General features: G+C 54.2%; 23 protein-coding genes. 12 read left to right on the top strand and 11 right to left on the bottom strand.

Annotated features, from left to right (window positions below; genetic code table 11):
• Window positions 1-18: 18 nt before the first annotated feature.
• From ACFIO0_RS03080 to ACFIO0_RS03095, 4 genes are all read right to left on the bottom strand, one after another.
• Window positions 19-1,164, bottom strand: a complete 1,146-nt coding sequence (locus tag ACFIO0_RS03080) for an alpha-D-ribose 1-methylphosphonate 5-triphosphate diphosphatase (RefSeq protein WP_390913480.1) — start codon at window positions 1,162-1,164, stop codon at window positions 19-21.
• Between the two features lie 154 nt (window positions 1,165-1,318).
• On the bottom strand, window positions 1,319-2,173 hold the full coding sequence (locus ACFIO0_RS03085) for an alpha/beta hydrolase fold domain-containing protein (RefSeq protein WP_390913482.1): 855 nt from the start codon (window positions 2,171-2,173) through the stop codon (window positions 1,319-1,321).
• 10 nt (window positions 2,174-2,183) lie between these two features.
• The gene (locus tag ACFIO0_RS03090; RefSeq protein WP_390913484.1) at window positions 2,184-3,137 is read right to left on the bottom strand and encodes a dihydrodipicolinate synthase family protein; all 954 of its coding nucleotides are present in this window, start codon (window positions 3,135-3,137) and stop codon (window positions 2,184-2,186) included.
• Window positions 3,134-5,248, bottom strand: coding sequence for a molybdopterin cofactor-binding domain-containing protein (locus ACFIO0_RS03095; protein WP_390913486.1), 2,115 nt, complete (start codon window positions 5,246-5,248; stop codon window positions 3,134-3,136). Before ACFIO0_RS03095 ends, ACFIO0_RS03090 begins: the two co-directional genes overlap by 4 nt.
• Window positions 5,249-5,365: 117 nt before the next feature.
• On the opposite strand from ACFIO0_RS03095, the gene ACFIO0_RS03100 reads away from it, so the two are divergent.
• The gene (locus ACFIO0_RS03100) at window positions 5,366-6,136 is read left to right on the top strand and encodes an aspartate dehydrogenase (RefSeq protein ID WP_390913488.1); all 771 of its coding nucleotides are present in this window, start codon (window positions 5,366-5,368) and stop codon (window positions 6,134-6,136) included.
• 62 nt (window positions 6,137-6,198) lie between these two features.
• Entirely contained in the window at window positions 6,199-6,741 is a 543-nt protein-coding gene (locus ACFIO0_RS03105; protein ID WP_390913490.1) for a 3-hydroxyanthranilate 3,4-dioxygenase, read from the top strand.
• A 3-nt stretch (window positions 6,742-6,744) separates the two neighbouring features.
• Here the strand turns inward: ACFIO0_RS03105 and ACFIO0_RS03110 are convergent, their stop codons facing one another.
• The gene (locus tag ACFIO0_RS03110; protein WP_390913492.1) at window positions 6,745-6,909 is read right to left on the bottom strand and encodes a cytochrome oxidase subunit III; all 165 of its coding nucleotides are present in this window, start codon (window positions 6,907-6,909) and stop codon (window positions 6,745-6,747) included.
• 259 nt (window positions 6,910-7,168) lie between these two features.
• On the opposite strand from ACFIO0_RS03110, the gene ACFIO0_RS03115 reads away from it, so the two are divergent.
• Together ACFIO0_RS03115 and kynU are read left to right on the top strand one after the other, a co-directional pair.
• Complete coding sequence (locus tag ACFIO0_RS03115; RefSeq protein WP_390913494.1) at window positions 7,169-7,966, top strand: tryptophan 2,3-dioxygenase family protein; 798 nt, start codon at window positions 7,169-7,171, stop codon at window positions 7,964-7,966.
• A complete protein-coding gene (gene kynU, locus ACFIO0_RS03120) occupies window positions 7,966-9,156 on the top strand; it encodes a kynureninase (protein WP_390913496.1) in 1,191 nt (396 codons plus the stop codon). The genes ACFIO0_RS03115 and kynU overlap by 1 nt, the downstream gene beginning before the upstream one ends.
• Before the next feature lie 14 nt (window positions 9,157-9,170).
• Here the strand turns inward: kynU and ACFIO0_RS03125 are convergent, their stop codons facing one another.
• Genes ACFIO0_RS03125 through ACFIO0_RS03135 form a run of 3 tightly spaced genes read right to left on the bottom strand, consistent with a single transcriptional unit; the run spans window position 9,171 to window position 11,185 of the window.
• On the bottom strand, window positions 9,171-9,965 hold the full coding sequence (locus ACFIO0_RS03125) for a metal ABC transporter permease (RefSeq protein WP_390913498.1): 795 nt from the start codon (window positions 9,963-9,965) through the stop codon (window positions 9,171-9,173).
• Between the two features lie 12 nt (window positions 9,966-9,977).
• Entirely contained in the window at window positions 9,978-10,709 is a 732-nt protein-coding gene (locus ACFIO0_RS03130) for an ATP-binding cassette domain-containing protein (protein ID WP_390913500.1), read from the bottom strand.
• Window positions 10,709-11,185 carry a transcriptional repressor gene (locus ACFIO0_RS03135; RefSeq protein WP_390913502.1) on the bottom strand — a complete coding sequence of 159 codons (477 nt, stop codon included), beginning with the start codon at window positions 11,183-11,185 and terminating at the stop codon, window positions 10,709-10,711. The genes ACFIO0_RS03130 and ACFIO0_RS03135 overlap by 1 nt, the downstream gene beginning before the upstream one ends.
• Before the next feature lie 80 nt (window positions 11,186-11,265).
• Between ACFIO0_RS03135 and ACFIO0_RS03140 the strand changes: the two genes are divergently transcribed.
• Window positions 11,266-12,171: a metal ABC transporter solute-binding protein, Zn/Mn family gene (locus ACFIO0_RS03140; protein ID WP_390913504.1), complete on the top strand. Its 906-nt coding sequence runs from the start codon at window positions 11,266-11,268 to the stop codon at window positions 12,169-12,171.
• Window positions 12,172-12,298: 127 nt separating this feature from the next.
• Here ACFIO0_RS03140 and ACFIO0_RS03145 read toward each other — a convergent pair whose 3' ends face one another.
• Window positions 12,299-14,326 (bottom strand): alkaline phosphatase PhoX, encoded by a 2,028-nt coding sequence (locus ACFIO0_RS03145; RefSeq protein WP_390913506.1) that lies wholly within the window; start codon window positions 14,324-14,326, stop codon window positions 12,299-12,301.
• A gap of 282 nt (window positions 14,327-14,608) precedes the next feature.
• Here ACFIO0_RS03145 and ACFIO0_RS03150 point away from each other — a divergent pair, with 282 nt between their 5' ends.
• From ACFIO0_RS03150 to ACFIO0_RS03180, 7 genes are all read left to right on the top strand, one after another.
• Window positions 14,609-15,322 (top strand): N-acetylmuramoyl-L-alanine amidase, encoded by a 714-nt coding sequence (locus tag ACFIO0_RS03150; protein WP_390913508.1) that lies wholly within the window; start codon window positions 14,609-14,611, stop codon window positions 15,320-15,322.
• A gap of 509 nt (window positions 15,323-15,831) precedes the next feature.
• Window positions 15,832-16,461, top strand: a complete 630-nt coding sequence (locus tag ACFIO0_RS03155) for an ATP-dependent Clp protease proteolytic subunit (protein ID WP_390913510.1) — start codon at window positions 15,832-15,834, stop codon at window positions 16,459-16,461.
• A 135-nt stretch (window positions 16,462-16,596) separates the two neighbouring features.
• On the top strand, window positions 16,597-17,862 hold the full coding sequence (gene clpX, locus ACFIO0_RS03160; RefSeq protein WP_390913511.1) for an ATP-dependent Clp protease ATP-binding subunit ClpX: 1,266 nt from the start codon (window positions 16,597-16,599) through the stop codon (window positions 17,860-17,862).
• 104 nt (window positions 17,863-17,966) lie between these two features.
• Complete coding sequence (locus tag ACFIO0_RS03165) at window positions 17,967-18,329, top strand: Rid family hydrolase (RefSeq protein WP_390913512.1); 363 nt, start codon at window positions 17,967-17,969, stop codon at window positions 18,327-18,329.
• 72 nt (window positions 18,330-18,401) lie between these two features.
• Window positions 18,402-18,785: an NADH:ubiquinone oxidoreductase subunit NDUFA12 gene (locus ACFIO0_RS03170; RefSeq protein WP_390913513.1), complete on the top strand. Its 384-nt coding sequence runs from the start codon at window positions 18,402-18,404 to the stop codon at window positions 18,783-18,785.
• An 11-nt stretch (window positions 18,786-18,796) separates the two neighbouring features.
• Window positions 18,797-19,249, top strand: a complete 453-nt coding sequence (mlaD, locus tag ACFIO0_RS03175; protein ID WP_390913514.1) for an outer membrane lipid asymmetry maintenance protein MlaD — start codon at window positions 18,797-18,799, stop codon at window positions 19,247-19,249.
• 122 nt (window positions 19,250-19,371) lie between these two features.
• Window positions 19,372-19,617: a DUF2155 domain-containing protein gene (locus tag ACFIO0_RS03180; RefSeq protein WP_390913516.1), complete on the top strand. Its 246-nt coding sequence runs from the start codon at window positions 19,372-19,374 to the stop codon at window positions 19,615-19,617.
• On the opposite strand, the gene aat is transcribed toward ACFIO0_RS03180, so the two are convergent.
• On the bottom strand, window positions 19,581-20,207 hold the full coding sequence (aat, locus tag ACFIO0_RS03185; protein ID WP_390913518.1) for a leucyl/phenylalanyl-tRNA--protein transferase: 627 nt from the start codon (window positions 20,205-20,207) through the stop codon (window positions 19,581-19,583). The two genes, ACFIO0_RS03180 and aat, sit on opposite strands and share 37 nt — an antisense overlap.
• A 7-nt stretch (window positions 20,208-20,214) precedes the next feature.
• Complete coding sequence (accC, locus tag ACFIO0_RS03190; protein ID WP_390913520.1) at window positions 20,215-21,567, bottom strand: acetyl-CoA carboxylase biotin carboxylase subunit; 1,353 nt, start codon at window positions 21,565-21,567, stop codon at window positions 20,215-20,217.
• Window positions 21,568-21,572 lie beyond the last annotated feature (5 nt).

The following is a 21,572-nucleotide window of genomic DNA, read 5'->3' on the forward strand; positions in this document are numbered from 1 at the left end:
GCGATGGAAGTGCGCGCGTTAAAAGACGCGTGTACCTCGGCACCACGTTTCTTTGAGGGCAGGGACGTCGCCCATCATCGCAAAGCGGATCAGATCACCGCTGGCCCCGACGCGCAGAGCGCCGCGATCCGCCAGCCCCGCCGCACTTGCCGGGGTTGAGGACACAGTTGCGATACCGCGTGCCAGATTTCCCCACAAATCGCCCAATTGCACCGCTGCGACCAGCAACCCTGCTGGCACGTAGTCAGACGATAAAATGTCCAGCTGGTCTTTTTCTGCGAGCGCGAGGGCTGCGACATTGCCGGAATGGGACGCACCGCGAATGAGGTTCGGGGCCCCCATAACTGTTGCGATTTTGTGGTCCTGACAGGCTTGTGCCGCCTCAAGGGTCGTCGGAAATTCAGCGATCATGACCCCGTATGACTGGCTGGTGGCGACCTGTGCGGCCGTTGTGTCATCGTGGCTGGCCAACGTCGCGCCATAATGCGTGGCAGCAGCGACCACTGCGGCCTCATGTGCGGCCCCATATTCGCTTTGAACCCCGCGCAAGAACGTCACGTAGTCCTCAAAGCGAGCGGGGTCCAAACCGTGTTTGCCACAGACGTAGTCTTTGTATTTTTTCATGTCGCTGAATTGGCGTTGTCCCGGCGTGTGGTCCATCATGGACACGATGCCAACGCGATCTTTGGGGCCAAATTCGGTTAGCTCTGCCACAAGCGTTTCAGAGCAAATCTCGGCGCGTAGATGAATGTGATGATGAACCCTCAGCGCGCCCGCAGAGCGCATTGCCAGAATTTCATCCGCCATTTTGCGGGCATATTTATTGTAGCGTTTGGCGTCATTGCTGATGATCGATCCGACGCGAATGGCGTCAAAAACGGTTGTGATCCCGGTCGCAGCCAATTCGCAATCATGGGCCAGAATAGCTGGTCGCTGTGGCCAATCCACCTTTGGGCGCGGGGTCAGGTGGCGTTCAAGATTGTCAGTATGCAGTTCGACCAATCCGGGCGCGACAAAATCACCGCCCATGTCGCACGCACCGTTCGGGACGTGCCCGCCAGTGTTCATTTCTGAAATGACCCCGTCCGTGATGCGCAGCGATCCGAGAACCACTTCGTCTTGCAAGATCAGGCGGGCATTGGCAAAAATCGTCTCGTTCATCATCACTCTGTTCGCATGAGTTGGGGCCGTTACATGAGGCGCGCGCCCCAATCACAAAGGGTGCGTGCTGACCGCCACGATAATCAGGACGCCGAGCATGGAAAGCGAAAAATCGTTAGAACGCCCCAATAGCAAAAGATGGCTGCGCGAAAGCAATTCAATTTGACACTAAATCTGCCAGCGCGCACCCAAGTTCGGTGTCATTTACAAGGTCCATGACGATGTCAAAATGATTGCGTTCAGGTGCTTCTAGGCGGGTGACGGTTGCATCGGCTTGGATCAAGTGATCGGCGAATTGATTGCTTTGCCGTTTGAATTCGTCGGTTTCCTGCGCGCCCCAAGCGATCACCGTATTGGGAAAGCCCGACAGATTGGCCCGCATCGGGCTGTTGCGTTTGGCCACGTCCACGTCCATGCCGACGGCGTCGTTAATGTAGGTGCCAATCAGAGGCTCTAATTCGTAAATCCCGGATAACAACGCCAGTCCTTTTGGTCGACGGATTGCAGGCAATTTCAGACAACACATGGCCGCCAGATGCGCGCCTGCGGAACTGCCGGACAGGATAAACGCAGATGGATCATACCCCAATTGGGCCGCATTATCGTGCAAGCATTCGATGGCGTCGCAACATTCGCTAACGATGTCATCGAGGCTGGCGTCTGGGGCAAGTGTGTAGTCAATTGCCGCAAATCCCATACCTCGTTTTAGGGTGTCAGGTGCGGGAAAGAATGAATCGCGTTTGCTGAGCAGTTGCCAATATCCGCCATGGATAAAAATGTGCAGCGGTGCCAATTTGGACCCAGATGGCATTAATAGATCGATGGAATTGCTTGATTTGAAGCCATATTTGATCGTCTGTACGTTCTCGAAAGCGGCATAAGCCGCAGCACTTTTATCCACATACGCTTGGATAAACGGATCAATCGGACCATCTAGCACGGAGCTAGGAGAATAAGCCTGCGCACGCGTCGCTGCGTCCATGGTGCGCCATTGCGGGGTTCGATTATTCATTCGCAAAGCGTCACAATTTCAGGCCACAAGCTTCAAATGCTGTGCGCGTGGCCTGTTTTTCGGCTTCGGTCAATTCCAACATCGGATGGCGGACAGTGCCCCCAACTTGACCGAGCAATTCCTGCCAATATTTGCCATGCGCTGTGGGTTTGCCAGCAGGCTTTGTCGCTTTTATTGCAGCGCGCACGGGTTCAAGACTGTCGCGCAGTTTGCGTGCGGCAGTAAAATCGCCAGCAAAAGCCAGCTGCGTATAGTCATGCATGCGTTTGTCGTTTTTGGTTTGCAATTGGTAGGGCGGCGAAGAGCACAGATACAGTTGCCACCCAAGCTGTTCGATATTGTCGAGCCAATCGTCCTCGAGCGAGGTCGAGACCTGAATTTTGTCGCCTACAAGATGGGTCAGACGCACATACATTTCACGCGGAACCGAGTATTTTATGGCAACGATGTTGGGCAGTTCGGCAATGCGCGCACAGGTTTCCGGTTCCATCAGATACCCACTGTCAGGATGGCTCCACATGGCGATAGCTATATCAAGACGATCACATAGGTAGCTGTAATAATTGTACAAAACCTCATCGCGATCATGGCAGAAACTGAGGACCGGCGCATGCACGACGATGTAATCTGCGCCGCAATTTTGGGCGTGCAAGGCCAATTCTAGTACCGTGTCCACGTTCTGGTCGGACACCGACATGATCGTGGCGGCGGTTTGGCCGCACTCGTCCACGGCGATGTCCATGTTGCGTTTGCGTTCATCCAGCGACATCGAGAAAAACTCGCCCTGCTTGCCGGCAATAAACAGCCCTGCGATGTCCAGATCATCGATCCAGTGACGGATGTTACGACGCAATCCCGCCTCGTTAAATGCGCCGTCTTGATCAAAGGGGTTCAATGCTGCTGCCCAAATGCCGCGCATGTTTTCGCGTGCATATTCTTTGGCCTCGGATTTCAAATATTTCATGTCGCAGGTCCTTTTTGCCGGCTTTGCATCGCGCACCAGACACGATGCGGGGTCAGCGGCATTTGCAGATCAGTCACACCAAGCGGGGCAAGGGCGTCAAGGGCTGCGTTCAAAATAGCGGCAGGCGCACCGATCGTGCCAGCCTCGCCGACGCCTTTAGCCCCGAGCAGATTCATTGGGCTTGGGGTTTCGAAACTGTGCACCTCCAGTCGCGGTACATCGGTTGCGCGCGGGATCGCGTAGTCCATGAATGAACCGGTTAGCAATTGGCCGTCTTCGTCGTAAGTGATCTGCTCCATCATGGCCTCGCCAAACCCTTGGGCAAAGCCGCCAACGATCTGGCCATGAACAAAATCGGGAACCACGAGCGTACCTGCGTCATCCACGCACACCACCCGTTCCAGGGTTGGGGTCCCTGTATCGCGGCAAATAGAGATAACAGCGAGATACGCGCCATACCCCCAAGCCTGACCTTTGTTTTCATAGCGAGTTTGAACCGTGATGGGCAGTGGTTCGCCGTCTTTGACCCGTTGCTTGATCTGTTGGCACGCTTGCAAAACAGCGCTGCCACCGATGGCCGTGGAGCGGCTGGCCAAGGCGCCGATGCCAGCGGGGGCGTGATCTGTGTCGCCCATGCGGACCGTTACGTTGGCGGCTGGCAGGTCAAATGCCTGCGCTGCGATTTGGGCAAATGTTGTTTCGCGCGCGTGGCCTTGTGATGATGATCCGCTCGCGGCGATCACCTTGTTGTCTGGCTCTCGCGTTACGGTCGCGCTTTCCCAGCCGCTGCCTGATGGCTCCAGATAGAAGGCTGTGCCAATGCCGACCAATTCGCCGGATTGGCGACGCGCATCGCGTGATTTCATCAGTGAGATGTACGCTGATTTTTCGCGTAGCGCGGTCATGGCGTGATGATAATCGCCGGAATCTAACGTGTTACCGGTCGCTGTCAGGTGGGGGAACGCGTCGCTGCGCAATAGATTCCGGCTGCGTATCTCGAACGGGTCTTGCCCCAATGCGCGCGCGGCTTTGTCGACCAAACGCTCCATCAACATGTTGGCCTCGGGCCGTCCCGCGCCGCGATAAATGCCTGTAGGTCCGCGCCCGTCCTGGACAGCGCGGGTTGTGATATCTAAGGCATCTATGCCGTATCCCGAGGGCAAAATGCGGCCGGCGTTCCATGCGGGAATCAGGCCCGAATTTGGCAACCATGCTCCAATTGGCGCTTCGATTTCGGCCTTGAGCGCGAGGAATTTTCCGCGCGGGTCACAGGCGAGCCACCCTTTTGTCGTCAATCCCCGCCCATGAGTGCCAGCCAAGAAGTCTTCGCTGCGCGAGGCGGTCCATTTGACGTCGCGTTTGTGCTGAAAGGCGGCCCAGACCGTGAATACCTCTTCTGGAAAGAGCGAGGCTTTCATCCCAAATGCGCCACCAACGTGTTGGGCAACAACACGAATTCGGCTGATATCGATACCAAGGATCGATGCTAATTCGGAACGGCTGCGGTGCGGTGTCTGGGTGGAATGCCAAACGGTGACGCAGTCTGTTTTCGTGTCGTAGGCCACTGAAATTGAACGCGGTTCCATCGGTGAGGGGGCCAGTCGCGGGTGCTGGATTGTGCAGGACACGACAAGATGTGCTGCGTCAAAGATTGAGGCTGCTGACCCGTGTTGCCAACTTTGTTTGCCGACACACTTCAGGCGCTGTGTGGGATCGGCTTCAGTATCCACTTCGATCAAATCAGTAGCGTCTGCGCTGGATTGTGTTGACGTCCCCAACACCGCAGCGACAGGTTGACCTGCGGCGCGAACATGGGTTTGAGCGAGGATTTCGAAGGGCAACGTGTGACTGGTTTCCAGAACCGGATTCAGCGACAGAGCGCCAAGCGTTTTGACATCTGCACCAGTATGGACAGCGTGAATTTGCGGTGCATTCATCGCCCCGGCCACGTCTAGCCCCACGATTTTACCTTCAGAGGCCGCTGCGCGCACAAAGACAACATGCAACGGCGACTCCAATGGCACATCATCTGCAAAACGACCCCGACCAGTAATCAGATCGTAGTCCTCTCGTTTGATCAATCGCGGGTTCGCTGGGGGTGACAAGGTCATAACGGGCGTGTTTCCAGCGTGGTAAAAAAGACGGATATGCCGGTCAAAATATTGCCAGCCAAACGGTAGCATGCAAGGAGTTTGTGACAGAGTATCCGGATTTAGACGAGGACTAGGATGAAAATTGCACTGATTGGACAGGGCGCAATTGCGCAATTTGTGATGGAGCAGGCGCAATGTCATGGTTTTGAGGTGGCGGCTATTGTCCTGCGTGCCGGGCGCGCGCCGAAAGTTTCCGGCATGAAAATCGTTCATCAAGTGGCTGATTTAGATCATGATATCGACGTGGTTGTTGACTGCGCTGGGCATCAGGCGTTGCGTGAAATCGGGCCAGACGTGATGTGTGCGGGGATTGACCTTGTCACAATTTCAATTGGGGCGCTTGCCGATGATGCCGTTTCGGCCTCGTTGCGTGATGCAGCCAAGGCTGGTGGTTCCAAGTTGCATTTGGCCAGCGGTGCAATTGGCGCGCTGGATTGTTTGAGGGCTGCGAAAATTGGGACGCTGCACGAGGTCATTTACGTGGGGCGCAAGCCACCAATGGGCTGGGCAGGATCGCCGGCCGAGGCGACGCTCGACCTAACGACACTCACATCCGGTCACGCAGTTCACTTTGAAGGCAGCGCGCGGGATGCCGCATTGGCCTACCCCAAAAACGCCAATGTCGCGGCGGCAGTGGCCATCGCAGGCATCGGTTTTGATGACACCAAAGTACAGTTGATCGCAGACGCGGATGTGGAGGTTAACACCCATGAAATTCGCGCCCGCGGCGATTTTGGCAGCTTTGCTTTTCAAATCGGAGGCGAGGTTCTGCCCGGTAATCCGCGCACGTCAGCACTGGCAGCCATGAGCGTGGTCAGCACGATTGTTGACCTGAAAAACGCCTGATACGTTGACGAAACATGGCTTGGTGTCCACACTTGGGCACGTGTCATCACGAGGAAAACAAAATGTCCAAACTGGCTGCCTTTAATTTTCACAAGTGGATCGAAGAACATCGTCATCTATTAAAACCGCCTGTTGGCAACAAGATGATTTGGTCGGATTCCGACATGATGGTCACGGTTGTTGGTGGTCCAAACAAGCGCACCGATTACCACGACGATCCGGTCGAAGAGTTCTTTTATCAACTCGAAGGTGACATGCTGCTGAAGCTTTACGATGGCACTGAGTTTTACGATGTACCGATCCGTGAAGGCGAGATTTTCTTGCTGCCAGCGCATGTACGTCATTCGCCGCAGCACCCGCAAGAAGGGTCAATTGGTCTTGTGATCGAACCCAAACGGGCGACAGGGCAGTTGGACGCAATTGAATGGTATTGCTTTGAGTGCAGTGCCTTGGTGCACCGCGCAGAGATGCAATTGACGTCAATCGTGGATGATTTGCCACCGGTCTACGACAGGTTTTATGCGTCTGAAGAGCAGCGCAAATGCCCTGAGTGTGGCACAATCCACCCCGGAAAAGAGCCGCCAGAGGGTTGGGTGCAGCTATAGCGATTATTTTCTTGGGCGAAAGAACGGGATCATAAAAATCAGGCACGCCAGCAGGAAAAACACTGACCCAAACATCGCCCAAAAGCTGCCGACGGATGCAATAATAAAGCCGACAGCCGAGACGCAAAATAAAATCCAGCCGATGAAATTGATGGTGTTGTCTGTCATGTTCGCGCGATCTTATGTTTCTAGTTCGGTGCACGATATCGCTAATCCCAAAACAATCCAGACTTAAAATACTTGGGTATGTGTGCAAGGTGTCGTGGTAATTTTGCATGTCGAAGGTTTCTGTCTGGTTATTTCCTTTATGCTTAAAATATTTCTGCTTGAAGCAATTGAAACGCACCTCTAACCTAACCCTACGCGTACCTCGCAGAACGCCCAGAATCTTTCAAAAAGAATCCGATGACCACAACAGGAGCCCCTCATGAGCGATCACCACGGTGCCAAGATGAACTTTGCTGATGACATGTCGTACGGCGACTATCTCGGTCTTGACCAGCTGCTGAACGCACAGCATCCGCGTTCCGATGCGCATGACGAAATGTTGTTCATCGTTCAGCACCAGACGTCGGAATTGTGGATGCGCTTGGCCATTCACGAGCTGCAGAATGCGCGCCTGAAAATCATGGAAAACGATTTGCAGCCAGCCTTCAAAATGTTGACACGGGTAGCGCGGATATTCGAACAGTTGAACAACGCCTGGGACGTTTTGCGGACCATGACGCCCAGTGAGTACACTGAATTTCGCCCCAGTTTAGGCAATTCCTCAGGGTTTCAATCGCACCAATATCGATTGATTGAATATCTTTTGGGCAATCGACAGATGGCGCTAAAGAAAGTGCATGAACACAAGCCAGACGCGCTGGCCGCATTGGAAGATGAACTGGCTTTGCCCAGTCTGTATCAGGTGGCATTGACCGCGATTGGCGCGGATGCAGGCCCGCCGGGGCAGACCGCATGGGCAGCAAACGATGACGTTCAAGCCCGCTGGCAGGCAATTTACGAGAACCCGAAAGACAATTGGGAACTGTATCAATTGGCCGAAAAGCTTGTTGATTTAGAAGACTATTTTCGTCGATGGCGGTTTAACCATGTGACCACCGTTGAACGGATAATCGGGTTCAAACGCGGCACAGGCGGGACGTCAGGGGTGGCATATTTGCGCAAAATGCTCGAAGTAGAACTGTTCCCGGAACTTTGGCATGTCAGAGGAGATTTGTGATGACGTCGGTGCTTAGAAAAGAAATGTTTCATTTGCCAGAAGGGGTCATTTACCTCGATGGAAATTCGCTTGGTCCGTTGCCCAAGGCGGTGCCAGAGCGTTTGCAAAAGATGTTGACGGACGAATGGGGCGACATGCTGATCAAGGGCTGGAACACGGCCGGTTGGATGGATCAACCTGCGCGCGTCGGTAACAAAGTTGCAACGTTGATTGGCGCCCCGGATGGCACCGTTGTGCTGGGCGATACCCTTTCGATCAAGGTGTTTCAGGCCGTCGCGGCAGCCATCAAGATGCGCCCAAAGCGACGTGTGATCCTGAGCGATACAGGCAATTTTCCGACAGACGTGTACATGGCAAATGGATTGGCTAAATTGCTGGACCAAGGGTATGAGGTGAAAACTGTCGATCCGGCCGAAGTCACAACGCATTTCAACGACGACGTGGCGGCTGTGATGTTGACCCAAGTTGATTACCGCACGGGTCGTTTGTACGACATGAACGCCGTGACCAAACTGGCGCATGATGCAGGCGCTGTGATGATTTGGGATCTGGCACACAGTGCCGGTGCGTTGCCGGTTGATTTGGTTGCGTCTAACTGCGAATTCGCGATTGGGTGCACTTATAAATACCTCAATTCTGGCCCCGGCGGCCCTGCGTTTATCTATGTGCGCCATGACCTTCAGGACCAGATAGAACCAGCCTTGTCGGGATGGTTAGGCCACGACGCACCGTTTGATTTCGATCTCGATTATCGTCCGGGGCAAGGTATTGAACGCATGCGCGTGGGTACCCCGTCGGTGATGCAATCGACCTCGCTCGAGGTTGCGATGGAGATTTGGCAAAGCATTGATATGCACGATATTCGTGCTGCTTCAATTGGCCTGCAAGAGCTGTTCATTGCAGAACTTGAGGCGCAAGTGCCGGAACTGGAATTGGCAAGCCCGCGCAACCCGCAAGACCGTGGTAGTCAGGTTTCTTTTAGATTTTCAGATGGTTACGCGGCAATGCAGGCCATCATCGAACGTGGAGTGATCGGTGATTTCCGCGCGCCTGATATTATGCGCTTCGGCTTTACTCCGCTCTACATCGACGAGGGTGATGTGCGCGGTGCCGTCGCGATCATCGCAGATGTGATGAACAATCGCCTATGGGACGCGCCCAAATACAAGCAGCGAAATCGCGTGACTTAAACGCAGAAAATATCCTAGGCGCGGTTGCGCACGATACCAACTAAAGTGGTTAAGACAAAGACTGCGGCGGCAATCGAAACGATTGTCGGTCCGGTCTGCGTGTCCCATCGGAATGCGGCATTTAACCCACCAAGGGCCGAAAAAACCCCGATACACGCGGCGAGCAGTGCCATGGTTTCAGGCGTGCGGGCGAGGGGGCGCGCGGCAGCGGCGGGGATGATAAGCAGCGCGGAAATCAGCAATGCCCCGACCACTTTGATCGCGACGGCCACAACAACGGCCAACGCCAGTGTCAAAATTAGCTGTTCGCGTCGCGCATTTATGCCGCTGGCCGTGGCCAAATCGGGGCTTAGTGTAACGCTGAGCAACGCTTGCCAACGCCAGATCAACAGACCGATCACGCCAGCGGCCCCGGCCCAGATCAACGCCACGTCGCTCTTTGAAACGGCTAAAATATCACCAATCAAATAGGCCATTAAATCCATGCGCACGCCGCTCATCAATGAGACGGCCAACAGACCCAGCGCCAGCATCGTGTGGGCAAGAACGCCTAGTAGTGTATCTTCGGCCAGGCCACGGCCGGAAAGAGTGCTGACCATAATCGCAACCAACAGGGAAATCGCCAAGACACCCAGCATAATTGGTCCGTCAAAGGCCAGCGCAAGTGCAACCCCCAGCAAGGCGGCGTGCGCGGTCGCATCGCCGAAATATGCCATGCGTCGCCACACCACAAAGCACCCCAAAGGGGCAGCGGCAGCGGCCACACCGACACCGGCCAAGGCGGCGCGAACCATGAAATCATCAAGCATTATCAAAGACCTTTAGTGTGAGTGATCGTGATCATGGTGATGATCGTGTGTGTGTTGGTGGCGGTAAAGTGCAAGCGTACCTTGGGTACCAGAGCCAAACAATGCGCGGTATTCTGGTGCGCTGGCAACGACGTCTGGTGTGCCTTCGCAACACACATGACCGTTGAGGCACAGCACCCTGTCAGAGGCGGACATGACCACGTGTAAATCGTGACTAACCATGACAACCGCACATCCAAGATCGCGCCTGACGTCCTCGATTTGCCGGTAAAACGCGGCTGATCCGGGTTGATCTAGACCCTGCGTAGCCTCATCGAGAATTAGCAAATTCGGGCGATTTAACAGCGCACGCGCCAACAGAACCCGTTGAAATTGCCCGCCTGACAAATGCGCCATCTGGGCGTCTGCCTGCTCGGACACCCCCGCTGCCTCAAGAGCTTGGCTGGCGACCCGCGCTTTGACGCGCTTGGGAATATTGAGAAAGCGACGCACAGTCAGGGGCAATGCGGCGTCGATGTGCAGCTTTTGCGGAACGTAGCCGATGCGCAGATCCGCACTACGGGTGACGGTTCCGGAACTCGGGGTGATTGCACCGATCATGGCACGCAAAAAGGTGGATTTTCCAGAGCCGTTAGGGCCGACGATCGTGACGATTTCGCCGGTTTCAATGTTAAAATCCACATCTCGCAAAACGGTTTTGGTGCCGTGGCTAAGCGTCATTTTATTGGCAGTTATAAGCGACATTACGGGTTTTCCTGACAAGAGGGGCACAGCCCTTCGGCCTCGACCACGGTACGTTCGATTTGAAATCCTGCATCTTGGGCCGCGACACTCAGACGGGTTTCAACGGCGGTCGCGTCGGCCTCTGCTACGGCACGGCAGTCGCGGCAAATAAGAAAGGCAGGCGTGTGGTCATGACCCAAGTGCGAGCAGGCAATGTAGGCGTTAAGTCGTTCTATTTTATGGGCAAATCCTGCGCTGACGAGAAAATCTAGCGCGCGATAAGCAACCGGAGGCTGTGCGCTGTGCCCGTCTTTTCCCAAAGCTGCTAGCAGATCGTACGCCCCAAGAGCGCGGTGTTCGCGCAATAAAATCTCGAGCGACCTGCGTCTTACCGGCGTAAATTTTAGCTTTTTTTCAGCGCAGTGTGCTTCGGCTCGGGCAAGTGTGGAGACGATGCAGCTGGCGTGGTCATGGTGCTCAAAGCCGATAGCGGACATTGTGGAATTCCTTGGTCAATTGAGGGGTTGATATAGTATAACATTACGTTTAGCAATCACGCGTTAGAAAGAGGTCCATCATGAAAATTTTGTTAACTGCCGCTGCTTGTGTGTTATCGACGTCCGCTTGGGCAGAGGTCCCTCGGGTGGTCACTGATATTGCGCCCGTGCAATCCTTGGTCGCCCAAATAATGCAAGGTGTCGGGACGCCGGACTTGATTGTGCCACCAGCCGCATCCCCACATGATCATGCGATGCGCCCGTCAGAAGCGCGCGATTTGGCCAACGCTAATATCGTGATCTGGATGGGGCCAACGTTGACCCCTTGGCTGGAAGGATCGATTGGTGCATTGGCCCCCAACGCGACCCATCTGGCGTTGCAGGATCACGCGGACACAGTTCTGCCATTTCGCGAAGGTGCCCAGTTTGAGGCGCATGAACATGAAGCTCATGAGCATGCAGACGAGCCAGCTGAAGAATTCGATCCGCACATGTGGTTGGACCCTACAAATGCGCAAGCGTGGGTGACCAAAATTACCGCAGTACTGATTGCCCAAGACCCAGAAAATAAAGAAAAATATTTAAAGAACAGTGCAGAAGCAACGCAAAGCCTGAACGTGTTAGATACGCAAATACAACAACAATTGACCCCATACAAAGAACGCCCTTTTGTCGTGTTCCATGATGCGTTTCACTACTTTGAGGCACGTTATGACGTCGAAGCTGCGGGTGCGATTTCAGGGTCAAATGCACAGGCACCAAGCCCTCGTAGATTGCGTGAAATCGAACACGTTATCGAGAAATCAGGCGCTGTTTGCGTGTTCACCGAACCTCAGTTCAATTCGGGAATTGTGGATGCTGTTTCAGGTAAAGTACGCGTCGGAACGATTGACCCGATTGGGTTTAATTTGCCTGTAGATCACAAAATGTACTGGAAAATGCTGCAAAACATCGCTGACGGATTTGAGGCCTGCCTGAGCGACTAGTTTATCCTTGGGATGTTGCCAAATCCAGAATTTGGCAGGGTCAAAATCGTTAAATTCTTGAGTGTTGTTAACACATTGGCCCCGCGAAAACGGGGCCAATGCCGGAAAATAAAGATGACGAAGGGCGTTAGACGGCGATTTTACCGCCGTCTTTTTTCGTAATCACCACAACGGACGGGCGCGGTGGCATTGTTGGGTCAAAGTCAGGCCAGCGGGTGGCCGGATCTTCGAAGGTCGAGGACCGTTCGAACCCTTTGAGGTCTTTGGTGCCGTCAGTGCCCGGGTGTTGGACGGCGACCCATAGGGTTTCGCCGTTGTCATGAAAATACGGCCCACACATTTCGCCCCCTATCGGGCAGCGAAAGAACAGTTTGGATGTTCCGCGCAAATCGCCTTCGGTTTCAACGGCATACAGCCCGTCGGATTTACCGGTTTTGCCCCATTTTGATCCTTGGTCGGTCGACACCCAAAGCCGCCCCAAGGCATCCATTGCGGCGTTGTCGGGGGAACCAAACCAGCCGTTTTCGCTAGTTTCAGGGTTCCAGTGCGCGCCGACTTCGGCCAGCGATGGATCACCGCATTTCACAAGGATCGACCACATGCCAGTGGTCGCTGCGTGATCGCCGCCTGCTTCTTTGATTTCGATGATGTGCCCAAAGTCGGATTTGGCGCGCGGGTTGGCCGCGTTTTCGTCGCCCGCTTTGCGTTTGTTGTTGTTTGTCAGCATGATGTAGGCGGTGCCGTCGCCGCGTGGTTGCGCGTCTTCGGGCCGATCCATCGGGGTTGCGCCGAGCAAATCGGCTGCGATGCGGGTGTCGATCATCACGTCACCTTGGTCGTTGAACCCGTTTTCAGCGGTCAGCGGGCCAGTCCCGAATGTCAGCGGCATCCATGTTATCGTGCCGTCGGCGTCAAAGCGCGCCACATAGAGTGTGCCGTCTGACAACAGTGCCGAATTTGCCGCGCGATCATCTGAAACGATGCCGCCAGAGACGTATTTATACTGGTAGTCAAAGCGGTTGTCGTCGCCGGAATAGATCACCAAATGCCCGTCGGTTGAGACTGTGGTTTCGGCCCCCTCATGGCGGAATCTGCCCAGTGCAGTGTGCTTGATCGGCTTGGCGTCCGGGTCGCGCGGATCGACCTCGACAATCCAGCCAAAGCGGTTGGATTCGTTGGGATCTTTGTCGATGTTAAAGCGGTCATGCGTCGTGCCCCACGCGTACCACATGCCGGGCACACCGTAACGTTTCATGCTGGCGGCCTCGGATTGGTTCGAGATGTCGGGTTTGCCGTCGCCATCCAGGTTTTCGGTCCAGAAATAGCCGTGAAAGTTCTCCTCGGCCATCAGGTAGGTGCCCCACGGCGTCATGCCGCCGGCGCAATTGTTCATGGTGCCGATCACGGTCATGCCGTCCGGATCCGCGACGGTTTTCATGCGCGCGTGACCGGCGGCTGGGCCATCGATTGTCATTTCGGTATTCAAGGGCGTGATGCGGCGATTGTATGGACCGTCCAAAACAACCGACCATTTGCCGTCTGTCTGTTCGATTTCCACAACCGATCCACCGTGCGCGGCCATTTCCAGATCGATCAGCTCGGGTGTCATGCCCGAGAAACCAGCGCTGTCTTGGCGACCAAGGCCGGGAAACATGACTTCTTCGTTGGTGTATTCGTGGTTCACGCAAAGCAAGCCGCGACTGCCATCATCATTGAGCGCGGTAAAGCCGACGTAGTCGTTGTTGTAGCCAAATTGCTGCAATTGGGCGGCGGCGGATTGGTTCATCACATCAAAGGCGGGGGCGTCTGCGGTGATCGGATCACCCCAACGCAGCAGGATTTGCGCGTCATAGTCATCGGCGACGTGGTGGGTTTCATCGTTACCCCATGCGAGTTCGTCAAAGATGTAGCGCGATGCCGCGTCCGTGGCTGCGGCGGCAGAGTTGGGGGCGATCAATGCGGATGTTCCAAACAATGCGGTTGTCGCCGAGACGCCCAGCATGCCTGCCAAAACGCCGCGCCGTCCGTAGCGAGTATTGATCACATCGCCGATTGTGGCCGTCAGGTTCGGGTTTGTGGGGATGTCGTCAAAAGCCTCATAGGCTTCGGCTTTGTTACCGATTTCGGGGTCGTTGATGATGTCCTGGCGGTCCATTTTGGGCGCTCCTAGCTGGGGTGGGTTACGGGATAACCCTGATCAAGTTCCACTGTGTTTTGCGGGTTTCAGGTAACAATCGAATGACAGGTATATGACAAGCAGACGTCAAAACAGCGCCGAATATTTCCGGAAATGGGCAGGAATACCTGACTTGTTCAAATGCTGTTTAAGGATAACCTATGGGTGAACCTGCTGCATGTGTTTTCTCGCATTCTTTATAAAAGCAGCGTGTTCGAGCTGTTTATTGCTCAATTTTGAACGATATTTTTGGAGAAAATCATGTTTACAAAACCAAACCGAAAAGTTGATCGCGTATTCTTGCACTGTTCTGCCTCTGATGTTGCATCGCACGACAATGTGGCGACGATGCGCAAGTGGCATACTGATCCCAAACCGCAAGGGCGTGGCTGGTCGGATGTCGGGTATCATCTGTTCATTCGCAAAAGCGGTCAGCTTGAATCAGGTCGACCACTGGAGAAAACACCAGCTGCACAGGCCGGTCACAACACCGGTACAATTGCGATTTGTATGCATGGTCTGGATGAACCCAATTTCACCAACGCCCAGTACAACACGCTGACGGCTTTGTGTGTCGAAATCAACAATGCGTACAACGGTAACCTGACGTTTCATGGCCACAAAGAAGTCGCGGCCAAAGCGTGTCCCGTATATTTTTACAAAGATATTCTGAAATTGGATCAATTCGGTCGTTTGGGTCTGAGCGGTGCCAGCACCCGTCCCTTGGCGCATGCCGCGCACAACGAACGGATGCCTGATGCATTGCCGACAATTCGTCGTGGCGATCGTGGCGAGGCTGTCGCGTTGCTGCAGCGGTTCTTGATGATTAAGGACGACGGCATTTTCGGGCCAAAGACCGACACCGAAGTGCGCAATTTCCAATCGGCCAACGGCTTGTCTCGTGATGGGGTTGTTGGTCAAATGACGTGGACGGCATTGATCGGAACTGATCGTATCGAGCACTTTGGCGAATAGTTTCGTGGATGTTGAAAGGTCAATCCTAACCACGCCTGAACCGATTTGGGCGTGGGCATTTGAAATTAAATCCAATCGTTGCATCATCCACTGGGGGCCGTTGCAAGAGATGCTTTGACCCACAAACAAGGACGATGAAACGGCACTGGCAGGGCTGTTTTCGAAATTTGAAAGCCGAGCCTTTTGTCAAAGCGACTTTGTTAACTTTGCTCGCCTGAAATGGCTTCTTCGATGCGATTATAGAGCATGAGATCGAACCAACACATTGCTTGATATTCCGCGCGCTGCGCACGCATCGTTAACACCGCGTTCATCATAGCGCTTTAGGTGCAGTTCAGGTGTGTCATTTCATCTGGGTAGATTCGTATCGACGTGGTCGCAATAAATCGGATGTTGTCTGATCGTTTAGCGCATGTGCCCCCCTTGCAGCCCTCTGTTCGGGACACTAAGATTCAAGTAACGTCTGGCGGGGTATGGTCCTCACAGACAAGAGTGCAGGCAGACATTTTATGAACGATCCAATTGACACATATATGAACCTCGTCCCGATGGTGGTTGAACAAACCAGCCGCGGCGAACGCGCATATGACATCTTTTCACGCCTCCTAAAGGAGCGGATCATTTTCTTGAATGGTCCGGTTCACGATGGCATGAGCCAGCTTGTTGTGGCTCAGCTGTTGCACCTTGAGGCTGAAAACCCAAACAAAGAAATCTCGATGTATATCAATTCGCCGGGCGGTGTCGTGACCGCTGGCCTGTCGATCTACGACACGATGCAATACATCAAACCCAAAGTGTCCACGTTGGTTGTGGGCCAAGCGGCGTCTATGGGCTCTGTCCTTTCGGTCGCAGGCGAAAAAGGCATGCGGTTCTCGCTGCCCAATTCGCGCATTATGGTGCACCAGCCGTCCGGCGGGTATCAGGGGCAAGCCACCGATATCATGATCCACGCTGCAGAAACGCAAAAGATCAAAGATCAGATCAACAAAATTTACGTTAAACACACCGGTCAAACATTAAGTGCCGTTGAAAAAGCGCTTGAGCGGGACAACTTTATGTCCGCTGAAGAGGCGTTGGCATGGGGCCATCTCGATGAAATCGTTGAGAACCGTAACAAAGAAGACGACGCTAAAGAGTAAATTGTCGTCCCCTGCGCGTCGCGATCGCTGTCATTTTGCGATTGTGGCCGCGGGGGGGCTGACTTAAGCTAAGCCAAATCAGTTATTTTCGCGCAAAATGCGCAAAGCGAAACATTAAAACCTGAAAGGGTTGTCATGGCATCGAATACCGGCGGCGACAGCAAAAATACGCTTTACTGCAGCTTTTGTGGAAAAAGCCAGCATGAGGTGCGCAAGCTGATTGCGGGCCCAACTGTGTTCATCTGTGATGAATGCGTTGAGCTGTGCATGGATATCATCCGCGAGGAAACCAAAGCCTCGGGGTTGAAAGCGACAGACGGTGTGCCGACTCCGAAAGATATTTGCGAAGTTCTGGACGACTACGTTATCGGTCAAGCGATGGCCAAACGTGTGCTGTCTGTGGCCGTGCATAACCACTATAAGCGTCTGAACCATGCCCAAAAAGGCGGCGATATCGAGCTGGCGAAATCCAACATTTTGCTGATGGGGCCCACGGGCTGCGGTAAAACTCTGCTCGCCCAAACGCTGGCGCGTATTCTTGATGTGCCTTTCACGATGGCTGACGCAACCACCTTGACCGAAGCCGGCTATGTTGGCGAGGACGTCGAAAACATCATTCTCAAGCTTTTGCAGTCTTCCGAATACAATGTTGAACGTGCGCAACGCGGCATCGTTTACATTGATGAAGTCGACAAAATTACGCGTAAGTCTGAAAATCCGTCAATTACCCGTGACGTATCGGGTGAAGGAGTGCAGCAAGCGCTGCTAAAGCTGATGGAAGGCACGGTTGCTTCGGTTCCTCCGCAAGGTGGCCGCAAGCATCCGCAACAAGAATTCCTGCAAGTGGACACGACCAACATTTTGTTCATTTGTGGCGGTGCATTTGCTGGGCTGGACAAGATTATTGCAGCACGTGGCAAAGGTTCGGCGATGGGCTTTGGTGCGGACGTGCGTGACAATGATGATCGCGGTGTAGGCGAGATTTTTACGGATCTTGAACCAGAAGATCTGCTGAAATTCGGCCTGATCCCTGAATTTGTTGGCCGCTTGCCCGTTTTGGCAACTCTGGAAGACTTGGACGAAGATGCGTTGGTTACGATTTTGACCCAGCCTAAAAACGCGCTGGTCAAGCAGTATCAACGGCTATTCGAGTTGGAAGACACAGCACTGACGTTTACCGAAGACGCGCTGAGCGCTATCGCGAAACGCGCCATCGAGCGTAAAACAGGTGCACGTGGTCTGCGCTCAATTCTGGAAGAAATCCTTTTGGACACAATGTTCGATTTGCCAGGCCAGGACAGCGTAACCGAGGTGGTTGTCAATGAAGAAGCCGTGATGTCGGACGCGCAACCGCTGATGATCCACGCAGACACGGCCAAAGAACCGGCAAGTGCAGGGTAATCTACCCGACGGTGTTTGCATTCGAAACAAAAGGCGTGCCTCTGGCGCGCCTTTTCCATTTAAACTGACCAGATACGAGCACCATCGGGAAACAGAGGGCAAAGATGACAATCAAGCGCATACATTCCGGCGGCCCGTTTGAGGCAAAAATTGGATACTGCCGCGCGGTTGTTGCCGGCGGGTTCGTGCACGTGGCAGGAACTGTCGGACAGGGCGACACAGTTCAGGCTCAATGCCAATCTGCTTTGGATGTGATCGCGTCGGCACTCAAAGAGGCTGGCAGTGATTTTTCCCATGCTGTGCGCGTGACATACATGTTGCCTGATCCGGCTGACTTTGAAGCATGCTGGCCAATTCTTTCGGCGACATTTGGTGACAACCCACCCGCCGCGACGATGATTTCATGCGCGTTAATCGATCCGAAATACAAAATTGAGATTGAAGTAACAGCGCTTTTGGCAAGCTGATTTGCGCCGCTTGTCACTGGACGCGAGGTTTGGGATACGCCATACCAGACTTGAAACGCCGGAGGCTAATTTATGGGCATTCTGAACACATTGCTACGTTCTGTAACGTGGTGGAACGGTCAAACTCTGAACACGCAATTGTTCACGTGGCGCAAAGGCGTGCGTGTGGGCGAAGATGCGCAAGGCAATATCTTTTACAACAACGCGGATGATTCCAAACGTTGGGTGATCTTTAATGGCGAAGCCGAGGCAACGCGGATCGATCCCGAATGGCACGGCTGGTTGCACCGCACTTGGGATGAACCACCCACCGAAAAGCCGCTAAAGCATCAGTCTTGGGAAAAGCCGCATCAGGAAAACCTGACCGGTACGGCCATGGCATATGCCCCATCGGGGTCAATTCGTCGCAATGATCCTGCTCCTCGTGCGGATTACGAGGCGTGGACTCCGGAATAGGGGCGTTCAAAATGGCTGAAAACACTACAGAAGTAATCGTGGGCGGGGTGGTTCTGGCGGGGGCCTTGGCCTTTGGCATCTACGCAGCCCAAATCGCGGGCCTATCGGGCGGCGGCAGCGATGCATATTCGCTAAATGCCAGTTTCCGCAGCCTTGAGGGTGTCAGCGTTGGCACTGATGTGCGCCTTGCTGGCGTCAAGGTTGGCACGGTCACGGACATTGCGCTGAACCAAGAAACCTTTCGCGCCGACACGACAGTCAACGTCAAGCAAGGTATCGAAATCCCTGACGATAGCGCAATCGTGATTGCATCTGAGGGCTTGTTGGGCGGCAATTTCGTGGAAATCGTGCCCGGTGGATCGCCGTTTAGTTTTGCCGCCGGTGATGAAATCACCGATACGCAAGGTGCGGTCAGCCTGATCTCGCTTTTGTTAAAATTCGTGTCTGGCGGCTCTGGCGAATGATTGCTCGGGTTGCCGCCGCTATTGTGCTTTGCGCCTCATGTTTGGCCACGACACTTGCTGCTCAGCCAAAGGTAAGTTCGGGGTCCGGTGCAGTTTTACGCGGTTTGGACAAGTTCAGCGGCATGTCGATCGATATTGAAATCGGTGCGGGTGAAATTGCTAGGTTTGGCCGCTTAAACATCACATTGATGGAATGCCGCTATCCCGCTGGCAACAAATCCGGCAATGCCTATGCGGCATTAGAAATCAGTGAAATTGGCAAAGCTGGCACAGTATTTTCCGGCTGGATGATCGCATCTGCCCCAGCGCTTAGCGCAATGGATCACGCCCGCTATGACGTTTGGGTCATCCGCTGCATGACGTCCTGAGGGCTGCGAGGCGCTAAAAATCGCGCAGGTTGCGCCTGTGCAGTGTCCAGCAATTGATGATAATGCGCACGGGATATTTCGACGCCGCCAAGGCTTGCCAAGTGTTCAGTGATGAACTGGGTATCAAACAGTTTGAATCCCCCACGCCCGAGCAATTCTACCAAACAAGCCAGAGCTATTTTTGATGCATCGGTTCGCCGTGAAAACATGCTTTCGCCAAAAAATGCAGCCCCCAGAGTGACACCATAGACGCCACCAACAAGAGCATCGCCTTCCCAAACCTCTAGTGAATGGGCGCGATCTGTTTTGTGCAAGGCGCTGTAAAGTTTCCGAATTTCAGGATTGATCCAGGTTTCGACCCGGTCCGCACATCCATCGACAACAGCGTCGAAATCTTGATCAACGGTGACTGTCATCGTTGTCGTTCGCATTCGTTTCGCTAACGATCGTGAGATGTGAAACCCATCCAACGGCATGACGCCGCGCATTTTAGGATCGACCCAGAAAATTTCTGGATCGTCCCGGTTTTCAGCCATCGGAAAGATGCCGATGGAATAGCCGTGCAACAAAAGCTCCGCACTGAGGGCCATGACAGGTTTACTCGGACGCTAGATTGCTTTCCAGCCAATGTTCCAACCAGTGGATATTGTAACTGCCATCCAGAACATCAGGTTCCTGCAATAGGGCATGAAACAACGGCACAGTGGTGTCGACACCGTCAACGATCAGCTCACCCAATGCGCGGTTCAGACGCGCGAGGGCTTCTGGCCGGTCACGCCCATGCACGATCAATTTGCCGATCAGACTGTCGTAAAACGGTGGGATAGAATAGCCGTCATAAAGGGCGGAATCCATGCGTACCCCTAGACCACCGGGCGCGTGATACTGGCTGATTTTACCGGGGCAGGGCGTAAAGTTCGGCAGCTTTTCTGCGTTGATCCGAACTTCGATTGCGGCGCCGTTGATCACCAGATCGTCTTGCGTGAACGACATCGGCAGCCCTTCGGCGACGCGAATTTGTTCGCGCACCAGATCGACACCAAAGATGGCCTCGGTCACGGGGTGTTCGACCTGCAAGCGCGTGTTCATCTCGATGAAATAGAACTCGCCGTTTTCGTACAGGAATTCAATTGTGCCCGCGCCGATGTAGTTGATATCAGCCATCGCATCCGCGCAAACTTTGCCGATACGCGCACGCTCTTCGGGCGAGATGCTCGGACCGGGGGCTTCTTCGAATACTTTTTGGTGCCGGCGTTGCAAGGAACAATCGCGTTCGCCCAAGTGCACGGCTTTGCCTTTGCCATCGCCAAACACCTGAATTTCGATGTGGCGGGGCGTGGTCAGGTATTTTTCAAGATAGACTTCGTCGTTGCCAAAGTTGGATTTACCCTCGGCGCGCGCAGTCATAAATGCGCTTTCCATGTCGGCCGCGGTTTGGGCGACTTTCATGCCTTTGCCGCCGCCGCCAGCAGTGGCTTTGATGATGACAGGATAGCCAATTTCGGCACCGATGCGTTGTGCATCTTCTAAGGTTGGCACGCCGCCGTCAGAGCCGGGCACGCACGGGACGTTCAGGGCCTTCATCGTGTCTTTGGCGGTGATTTTGTCGCCCATAACCCGAATGTGTTCGGCAGTGGGACCAATGAATGTCAGCCCGTGGTCTTCGATGATCTGCACGAAATTAGCGTTTTCCGACAAGAACCCGTACCCGGGGTGGATCGCTTCGGCGCCGGTGATTTCGCAGGCTGCGATGATCGCAGGGATCGACAAATACGACTGCTGGGACGAAGGCGGACCGATGCAAACGCTTTCGTCGGCCATGCGCACGTGCATCGCGTCACTGTCCGCGGTCGAGTGTACCGCAACAGATCCGATACCCATTTCGCGGGCGGCGCGGATGACGCGCAGCGCGATCTCTCCACGGTTAGCGACCAGAATTTTCTTGAACATTTTGA

Source organism: Pseudosulfitobacter sp. SM2401, assembly GCF_042932805.1.
Taxonomy (GTDB): domain Bacteria; phylum Pseudomonadota; class Alphaproteobacteria; order Rhodobacterales; family Rhodobacteraceae; genus Ascidiaceihabitans.